The sequence below is a fragment of the Bartonella vinsonii subsp. arupensis OK-94-513 genome (assembly GCF_000278235.1).
Taxonomy (GTDB): Bacteria; Pseudomonadota; Alphaproteobacteria; order Rhizobiales; family Rhizobiaceae; genus Bartonella; species Bartonella arupensis.
In genome coordinates this window covers 23,549-32,757 of the sequence record NZ_JH725039.1, presented here as the reverse complement: position 1 = coordinate 32,757, position 9,209 = coordinate 23,549, and the positions used below count along the sequence as shown (strand labels likewise).

At 38.1% G+C, this 9,209-nt stretch carries 7 protein-coding genes; 3 read left to right on the top strand and 4 right to left on the bottom strand.

What is annotated here, in order from left to right; all coding sequences use genetic code 11:
• Window positions 1–1,623, top strand: a 1,623-nt coding sequence (locus ME1_RS07260) for an autotransporter outer membrane beta-barrel domain-containing protein (RefSeq protein ID WP_004864989.1), incomplete at its 5' end; no start/stop codon positions are given.
• Between the two features lie 558 nt (window positions 1,624–2,181).
• On the opposite strand, the gene ME1_RS07255 is transcribed toward ME1_RS07260, so the two are convergent.
• From ME1_RS07255 to ME1_RS07245, 3 genes are read right to left on the bottom strand one after another with little or no spacing between them, the layout of a single operon-like run.
• On the bottom strand, window positions 2,182–3,153 hold the full coding sequence (locus ME1_RS07255; RefSeq protein ID WP_004864988.1) for a WD40 repeat domain-containing protein: 972 nt from the start codon (window positions 3,151–3,153) through the stop codon (window positions 2,182–2,184).
• Window positions 3,154–3,162: 9 nt separating this feature from the next.
• Window positions 3,163–4,191 (bottom strand): CobW family GTP-binding protein, encoded by a 1,029-nt coding sequence (locus tag ME1_RS07250; RefSeq protein WP_004864987.1) that lies wholly within the window; start codon window positions 4,189–4,191, stop codon window positions 3,163–3,165.
• 12 nt (window positions 4,192–4,203) lie between these two features.
• Complete coding sequence (locus ME1_RS07245; protein ID WP_004864986.1) at window positions 4,204–4,947, bottom strand: creatininase family protein; 744 nt, start codon at window positions 4,945–4,947, stop codon at window positions 4,204–4,206.
• 1,290 nt (window positions 4,948–6,237) lie between these two features.
• Here ME1_RS07245 and ME1_RS07235 point away from each other — a divergent pair.
• On the top strand, window positions 6,238–6,609 hold the full coding sequence (locus ME1_RS07235; RefSeq protein ID WP_004864985.1) for a hypothetical protein: 372 nt from the start codon (window positions 6,238–6,240) through the stop codon (window positions 6,607–6,609).
• Between the two features lie 241 nt (window positions 6,610–6,850).
• Here the strand turns inward: ME1_RS07235 and ME1_RS07230 are convergent, their stop codons facing one another.
• Window positions 6,851–8,185 carry an NAD(P)H-dependent oxidoreductase gene (locus ME1_RS07230; RefSeq protein WP_004864984.1) on the bottom strand — a complete coding sequence of 445 codons (1,335 nt, stop codon included), beginning with the start codon at window positions 8,183–8,185 and terminating at the stop codon, window positions 6,851–6,853.
• Window positions 8,186–8,354: 169 nt separating this feature from the next.
• On the opposite strand from ME1_RS07230, the gene ME1_RS07225 reads away from it, so the two are divergent.
• Window positions 8,355–8,834 carry a MaoC family dehydratase gene (locus tag ME1_RS07225; protein ID WP_004864983.1) on the top strand — a complete coding sequence of 160 codons (480 nt, stop codon included), beginning with the start codon at window positions 8,355–8,357 and terminating at the stop codon, window positions 8,832–8,834.
• Window positions 8,835–9,209: the final 375 nt, after the last annotated feature.

The window sequence follows — 9,209 nt, the reverse complement described above, 5'->3', positions numbered from 1 at the left end:
GATCGTATTTTGATCTATGGTGATGTTTCTGGAACCACTGTGGTTCATATGCAAAATTTTAAGAAAACTTCAGAACAAGAAGTCCGTGATGGAAAAGATCAAAGCATTTCACTTATTCAAGTTTCTGGGAAAGCGAAGGAAGATTCTTTTAAACTTGCTAATGGTTACACGACAATAAATGGTTTTCCTTACCAATATCGTCTCCGTGGCTATGGTCCGGGTTCTCCTTTTGGAGAAGCGGATGCTACGCAAAGATTGGTTGCAGGTGATGGAAAATTTTGGGATTTTCGCCTTGAAGGACTCTATATTAATCCAGAAATAGATTCTTCTGAGACGATACCTGTTTCTCCAACATCTTCTCCAACGGCACCCTCTGAACCAGTAGATCCTCAGCCTACAGATCCTACACCTACTCCATTTACACTTTCTTTCCCCACACCATCCCCAGCAGCCTCCTCAGTTCCAGTTGAACCTTCTCCTGCGGCTTCTGAAGATCTTGCGCCTGAGCCATCTACACCTTCTCCAGCTGCACCCTCTGAACCCGTAGATTCTCAGCCTACAGATCCTACACCTACTCCCTCTACACCTGTTTCACCAACGTCTTCACCAGTTGCGCCGGTTCCTATTAAGCCTGATATTCAAACCGTGCCAAAAATTAGGGCTGTTGTTCCGCAATTGCCAACTTATCTCCTCTTACCAAATGCCTTATTTCATGCCGGCTTTATGGATCTTACTACCCAAAATAAAAAATTGGAGACAATACGAAACTCTTCTATAAGTTCTTTGAAAAGTCATGAAAATTCAGCATTTTTTGTCCGTGGTTATGGTGGAAATTATCATTATGCTTCCAATCTCTCTGCTTTTGAATATGGATATGGAGCCGAACTCGATTATAGTGCCTTTGAGGCAGGTGTTTTTCTGAAGGAAATTGACAGGACAGATAGTCGCACATTCTTTGGGCTTATGGGAACTTATGGAAGCCTTTCTCTCCATCCTCTCAATGTTGAGCAGAGCAAAAAGAGTACATTTGATAGATGGTCCGTTTCTGCTTATGGAAGTTTGCAGGATGATATGGGCTTTTATGTGGATGGATTGCTCACTCATGGTCTCTTTAAAGGTGATGTTTTCACTCTTGCCCGAGATAAGGTAGCAACCTTAAAGGGGAAACATTCGAATGCCTCATTGACCAGTGGTCAAAGGTTTTCAATAGGGCATAATGGTTTCATTTTTGATCCCCAGCTTCAACTTATTTATCAGCGTCTTCAATTTGATGATGTGCGAGATGTTGATAATCTTGATGTTTCTCTTGGCAATTTTAATCAATGGACAGCACGATTTGGAGGGCGTTTAACGAAGGTTGTTACGCCCTCAGAAAAGGAGCGTATAGTTTCTTTCTATGGGAAGCTTTATTTTTCGCGTAGTTTTGGAGACAGGCGTTTTGTGTCTTTTAAAAATGATTTCCAGTTAGGTGCATTTGGTTCTTCTTTAGAAGCAGGAATTGGTTTTAATGCGCAATTATCAGCGAAACTTGCATTTCATGGGGATGTCAATTATCAGCATAGAGTTACCAAAGCTGGTTTTTCAGGAGCAAGTTTCTCTGCTGGGTTGCGCCACCTTTTTTGAAAAGAGATAGTATGTATTTTTATTATGTTTCTTCTTTGTTGCAAATTATAAGTGTGAATGTAAATTAAAAAAAGTAGATCTCAAAGGATTATTCTCGTTGTCACAAGATATCAGACGATATTAAGATGCTGCAGGTTGCAATTGTGCTGGTGGTTTCAAAGAATGGGTGTTTGAAGAAGATTTATGATGCGTTATGTGAGGATGTGCGGTTCTTGAGGAGTGATGTCGTGTTTGGAGCATGGTGCTTAAGGTTCGTGGTGTTTGTTTCTCATTGTTTCTGGAAGGTTGTGCAGTTCTTTTATCTGCAAGGATTGTTGTTCTTTTTCCAGTTCTTCATGTTACGACAGTTCTTGCACTAAGGGAGTTCATAAGAAGAGGCATCTTTATTCTTTTCTTAAACGGTTTTATTCATACACCAATCTCACTTATGAGGTGCAAAGGAATAGTCTTGTTTAATTCAATGTAAATAGGTTTGAAATGAGCAAATCCTTTGATATTGGGGAGATATTCACGTTGCGAAAAGATAAATTATCATTCTAAATTACTCTATTGTTCTTCTTAAACAGTGATATTGATAATACCACATTCACCATTTTCACTACCGAAGACGAGATTATGCCCCGTCTGATCCCAGTTGAGTGCTGAGATGGCGCTTTTTCCATAACCTTTTAAAAGGAGTTCTTTTCCATCGTAAAAATGCACACACAAAATCATTCCATCATTAAAGCCGATTGCTACAATTTCTTCGCTTGGATGACATGAAACTACACTGACAAGTGCATTTGCTCGTGTGCCCAGTTCTAATGGTGTTTTACCCATAGGTCCATCTTTCGTATGAAAGGGCCACACAATGGCTGCTGATGCGCCTGATGTTGCGAGCCATTTCCCTTTTGTGCTCCAAGACCAGCTTTTAACTTTGCTTGGGTATCCACTCATGCGTAAATGTTGCTGATCGGTGAGACGCCAGCCATGTAAGGCGTTTTCTTGCATAGTAGAAATGACATAGCGGTTGTCTGGTGAGAAGGTGACATCAAAATGTGCTCCTTTCCAGACCAGTGTGGTTGGGGGTGTTTGCGTTGATAACCAATGAAGGGTAACCCCATTGTAATGGGCAACAGCAAGTCGTAAACCCTTTGGAGCGAAAGCAAGACCTTCCACACTGCGTTCGTGCTTAAGCTCTTGCAGTCCTTTACCAACATTGGCTAGTGTTAAACGTGAGGAGGCAAAAGCAAAAATTTTCTGTGGTCCAAAAGCAACCTTGTTGATCCATTTACGTTCTTGCTGTCCTAGCACTTTTGTTTGACCATCTGCTGTTGTTTGACAGGCTTTGCCATCTTCTCCACCCGTGATGATCGCTGTGTTATCATAAGAAAAATGGCTTGAAATTGTCCCTTGGTGAACTTCTATAATTTGAGGAGTTGGATTTAAAAAAACGATGACGCCTTCTACTGAAACGAACGCTGGTTTATTGTCAATAAAGCCGCAGGAAAGGCAATAACTTTGAAGATTGTAAGGGGTAATGTTTGGCATTGTATTCACTTATGCACAATTTTCAAAACCAGTTTTAAGCTTTTCGGCATCAAGGGAGCGGCCGATAAAAACAAGTCGGCTTTCACGTTTTTCCTCTTCACGCCATGGACGTTGATGTTGTCCTTCAAGCATCATGTGTATGCCTTGGATAACATATCGGTCATTGTCTCCTTGAAATGCAATAATCCCTTTTAAACGCAAAATATTAGGACCTTGTTGTTGCGTAATCTGTTGAAGCCATGGGAAAAACTTTTCTGGTTGAAGAGCACCTGTTTTTAAACTGACAGAAGTTACTGTAATGTCATGAATGGGGGATGTGTGATGATGCTGATGATCATGATTGCAATCGGGACCACAAACATGGTCTGCATGTTGGTGATCAAGAAAATGGGGATCATTCTCTAAAGTCCGTTGGAGGTCAAAAGAACCAAGATTGAGAAGTTTCTCAAGAGGGATATTGGCACGTTCTGTTGTATAAAGTACGGCTCGAGGATTAATCGCTAGAATGAGCGATTCAACATGTGCACGTTCTTGTGCATTAACAAGATCAATTTTATTTAAAAGAACGATATCAGAAAAGGCAATCTGATCTTCAGCTTCGCGGCTATTTTTAAGTTGAGACGGTAAATGTTTTGCATCAACAACGGCTATGACACTGTCAAGAGCTGTTTTCTCATGGACAGTATCATCCATGAAAAAAGTTTGTGCAACGGGAATAGGATCAGCAAGCCCTGTTGTTTCTATAATGATTGCATCAAATCGATGAGAGCGTTGCATCAGGCTTTCTAGAATACGAATAAGATCGCCGCGCACGGTGCAGCAAACACAGCCATTATTCATTTCATAAATTTCTTCGTCTGATTCAATAATAAGATCGTTATCGATGCCAATTTCACCAAATTCATTGACGATAACAGCATAACGGTTGCCATGATTTTCGCTGAGAATGCGATTGAGAAGAGTGGTTTTTCCTGATCCCAGATAGCCTGTGAGAACCGTAACAGGAATTTTATGGGGCATATTTTGTTTCTTTTCCATGGTTCATACCTTTTATCGTAATGCGTCTAGTTTAAATCGACTGATATCATCAAGTAAATCACAAAGCCCACCAAGGACATGAGAGAAAATTGATTCACCTGCTTGTGGTGTTGCTTCACTTGCATTCCCTGCTGCTCCTTGTTTATTAAGATCACGCATTGTCCATCCAAAGGCATGAGGGCCGTAAGCTCGTAAATACCGATAATGAGAAATCATATCAGCTTGTTTGTTATGAAAATTTTTTGCCTTTTCCATATGCACTTTTTCTGGTGCTAAATAAAGCATTAAGGAGGTTTCTATAAATCCTCCATGGATATCAAGATGCTGTTGAGAGGGCACCATTAAGCCTTGCGGTAGTCCAAAACGACTCCAGCTTGTTGCCACTGCTAACATGGAAAAACGCCTGCGTAATTCGGTGATAACAATGCTCATTAAAGGGGAATTTCCTCCGTGAGCGTTGAGAAGAAGAAAACGCTTGATACCTTGATGATAACAGCCTTCACCGATTTTTATCCAGCGCTCGATCGCGTCAGAAAAGGTGAGGGTTTGTGAGCCAGTAACATCCATATGTTCAACTGAATAACCAATTTTTTCAACAGGTAAGAGCATGATAGGGAATTGCTCTTTTGCTTGGAAAGTGAGTGCTTTTGCAAAAGCTTCAGCAATAATCCAGTCGGTTTCAAAGGGGAGGTGATTTCCGTGATATTCGTGTGCTCCTAGGGGCAAAAGAGCAAGAAAAGGCGTGTTAGGTACCATAAATTTTTGCCTAAAAGAGAAGTCAAGAAATACGAAGTAATCACAAATGGTGGAGTTGCTTCTCTCGATTTTAATCCATCTACAGAAAAAACGCAAACAAGAGTGTTTTGTGCATCAAATATAGAGAATAAAAAAGATTGCTTTATTAAAAGCAGTAGGAATGCCGTTTATAAGAGACTTCTATATTATGTTATCAATTTTCAAGGATGAAGTGTACTTTGTAACGTGTTTCAATTTAAGACCTGTTTTGGAAAGTAAAGGTCTCAGAATGATTAACATCTCCATGATTTAGTTTAAAATAAATCCTACATCCGTTTATTCAGAGTTGAAATTTAGGCAGTGCGCAAAAAAACTTCTTTTACTATAGAGGACAAGTTTTACTGCTGAAGAGTAAGGAGAAATATTTGTCTGTTAATGCAAAAAAGAGAGTTATAATTTAGTTTTTAAACCAAGATTTGAAAAGTTTTTTGTTGTATTTGGTACGTACTGTATCAAATTTAGGAACTGATTTTTGATCAATATGACTTTAAAATGTCTCTATCATTTGAATGTTTGTGAGAGAAAAATTGCGCGAATGGATAGAGGCATTGAAGAAAGTTTACTTAAGGTTCTGTGGTGAAGAAGTATGCATTTGTCTATTAAAAAATACAATCATTTGGATGGTTAAGATGCGTATAAATTGGTTTTTTGTAAAGTAGCTCTTAACAATATAGATTGATTAGTTCTTTTATATAGTGTGATACGCTTTATTTAAGAGTAGAATATATCTCTCATTTTTTGGTGTTATACTTAGGCATATTGAAATAAATAGAGCTGGTATGGAAAGTAAATATAAATAATTATATTTATATGATATTTTCTTTTTTAATATTCTTTATTTGATTATTACTTTGTATATTTTTTTACACTTTAATATACTTAATAAATATCTCACTTTTGCTTTATGATAAAATAAATTTTTTCAAAGTTTTTTATGATGATGCGATACAGACAAGTAATATATTTCTTTAAAAATAATACTATTATCTCTGTTAAATATTTATCCATATCCTTTTATAGTTATCTCATTTTATTCATGATTACTTAATATTGTATTCGTTTATCCAGTTTTAAAGCAGATTTTCTAATTATTTTTTATATCTTTACATGAAATACATAATGTATTATTATATAATGAAATTGCTTATACAATATATCATATTGTGTTATGAGTATTGATGCTAATTTTGGTTTTGAAAATTGTAAATATTATTTTACTTTTCAGTGAAGAAAAAGAGGAGCAAAGAAAGTATGTTTAAAGTATTTAAAAATCGTATGTATTTGTATATTTTTACCGCATTTATTCTTTGTTTTATACAAACTATAGAAAGTCATGGGAACATTATAAAGAATCGCTTTCAAGAACAAGAACGAGCACCTATTGCTGTTATAGCAGCAACAGGAAAAAATACAGTTATTGAGGCTGTAGAAGTTGTTAAGGCTATAGATATGGCTGTTGTCCGTGATAGTGAGGGGCAAGACGGACTCGCTTTTGGAAAAACTGAAAAAGTGTCTTTATTTACAGCCTTTTGGGGTGGTGTAGGTTTTATATCCGTTTTGTCTTCTTTGCTATCATCGGATCTCATTGGTGTTGTGGCATCTCTTATAGGTTTATTTCTTTAAACCTCATTGAAACTCCTCTCTTTTATTAATGCGGGTTGTTCATCATTTTTGAAGAAACACTTTCTCTGAAGCTGTATTTATGCAGCTTCAGAGAGGGGGATGAAAGAGAAGATGCAGTATTTCTTTATATGCATCACTAGAAGATGTTAAACCATTCAGGTGTGATGCTTCCTTTAAGGATAGAATTTGATTTTTTACAGCTTATCGCTCTTTATAAGTAAAAAGGGCGATAAAAGTTTGTTTATATACTCGTGGAAGAACCACAATCAAATAAAAGGTCTTGTTTTGTGCGAAGTTGGGCAATCCATTGGTCTTTTCGAATGGAAGTGTTATGCAGAGTGATAAGTTCATTTTTTTTAATTTCTGCTGTAACTGTTGCCTTTTCTAAAAGACCACAAGGAATAGCGTGGTGAGCACGTGCTTCTGCACTGCTCATGATCCAAGCACGGTAACTATAAAGACCAATGAAATCTAACTGATCACCAGGATGTAAATCTTTCTTAGCAACAGCACACACTTCCGCTACTGGAGTGCTAAGCGGTACCATGTCTTTTTTTCCATAAAGCATAATACGCGCACAGGTTAGGGGGACTTCCATTGCTGTTAAATGATAAGGGCGATGAAAAGTGAAATAAGGTCCTTGACCAATTTTTAAGTCTTCCATGCGTTCGCGTAAACGCGGATGTGCTATTTCTGCAATCACGAAAACGCCTGGAGCGATGTCTTGACCTATTGAATAGTCCACAACACCATATCTCTCCAAAATACCTCCATCTTGTTTGGGAATAAGCACTTTGCTTAAATCTTGGAGTGCTGCTTGTGGACCATGCATTCCTGGACAATCGGGGAGAAGTCCAGTTGCATTAGCAATGGCTGCCATTTCAACCATTGTTTTGGAGCCATCAAGAAATTCAACCAACATGCGCACATTCATATTGCGTCGCAAGGCTTCTTCTTCATAAGTATCCGGTGTAGCATCAAAGATAAGGGGATTATTTTTTCCTTTACCAGCTGCAACAATTTTGTGTCCAAGAGCTGAAACAAATTCGATGAGTTCCATGCAAGAACTGGGTTCGTCACCGGCACCAAGTGTATAAATAAGACCTCGTTTTTCTGCTTCATGTTTTAAATAAGCACCAATCGTAACATCTGATTCAACATTCATTGTGACAAGGTGTTTGTTGTTTTCAAGTGCTTTAAAACCAATTTCTGCACCCGCTTCAGGGTAGCCTGTTGCATCAACTACGATGTCAATTTGTTCATGGCACAAAACAAGGTTAATATCATCGGTTGCTGCAATCAATCCTTTTTCAATGGTTTGCGTTAAGGTATGAGAATTTTCAACTTCGCGGGCATGCCCTTCTTCGCCATAGGCTAACAGAGCGGCATCAAAAATACGAGACGGTGTTCGCGTGGCAACAGCTGCAACTGTTATGCCATCCATCTGCGTAACAGTTGAGAGTAAATCTGTTCCCATTTCACCACAGCCGATGAGACCAATGCGGATGGGCGGGTGGTTTTCTGCACGTTGTTTCAAATCACGCGCTAAACCTGTGAGGCTTACATTACTTGCCATTATTTTTTCTCATTTGAAAATTACCTTATTATAAAGAGTATTTTATTATTCATAAAGTGCATTTACTCTTTAAAAAGAGTTCATTTTTTATTCTTGATGCTCTAATCAATGGGTTTTATAAAAGCAAGAGGTTAGGGGTATTTTTATCAAGTAAAACAGGAAGAGCGTTATGCAGCAAAAAATAGCCGTACAAGATGTCGTTAATTTTATTGGAAAAGAAGTAGGATTATCTCAATGGCGTCTTGTTACACAGGATATGATTAATCAATTTGCATGCGCAACAGATGATCATCAATGGATACATGTGGATGAGGAAAGGGCTAAAAAGACCCCTTTTGGTGGTACTATTGCTCATGGTTTTTTAACATTATCGCTTTTGTCTACATTAGCCTATCAGGCACTTCCAGAATTGGAAGGGGCAACCATGGGAATTAATTATGGTTTTGATAAAGTACGCTTTATGAGTCCTGTGAAAACAGGTGCACGGGTGCGCGCTCGTTTTATTTTAAATGATGCTGAAATTCGTCCTTCTGGCCGCGTTGTTTTTTATTATGGAGTGACGGTGGAAATTGAACAGTTAAAAAAGCCTGCTCTCACGGCTCAGTGGCTTATTGTTGCTATGGTTGGTGAGAAGTATACGAATTTTTAAATTCTTATAATACTTTTTTCTCTAAGTTTTTGCACTTTTTTCTTGGAAAAGCAGGGGAAGGATGGCATTTGTCATGATAGAGTTCATGGTGAGTAAATTGCTTCTTGTGTATCACAAGCGGGGTTGGGGTATTGATAGAAATTCGTGAAAAAAGGGCAATATGCTTCTTATGAATCGCCTAAATTCACAAGCTGTCGCAATATTGAGAGCGGGTCAGTAATCATAATAATACACTTTCATAAGTATATAGATGAAGGTGCTCAATGGCTTTTCATTATACTTTGTACAGACAGCATCATGAGATGGCTGTGAGAATACAGAAGATGTTTTTTTTAAAGAACGTGAATGCGTAGCACAATAGTTGGTCTGGGGTTT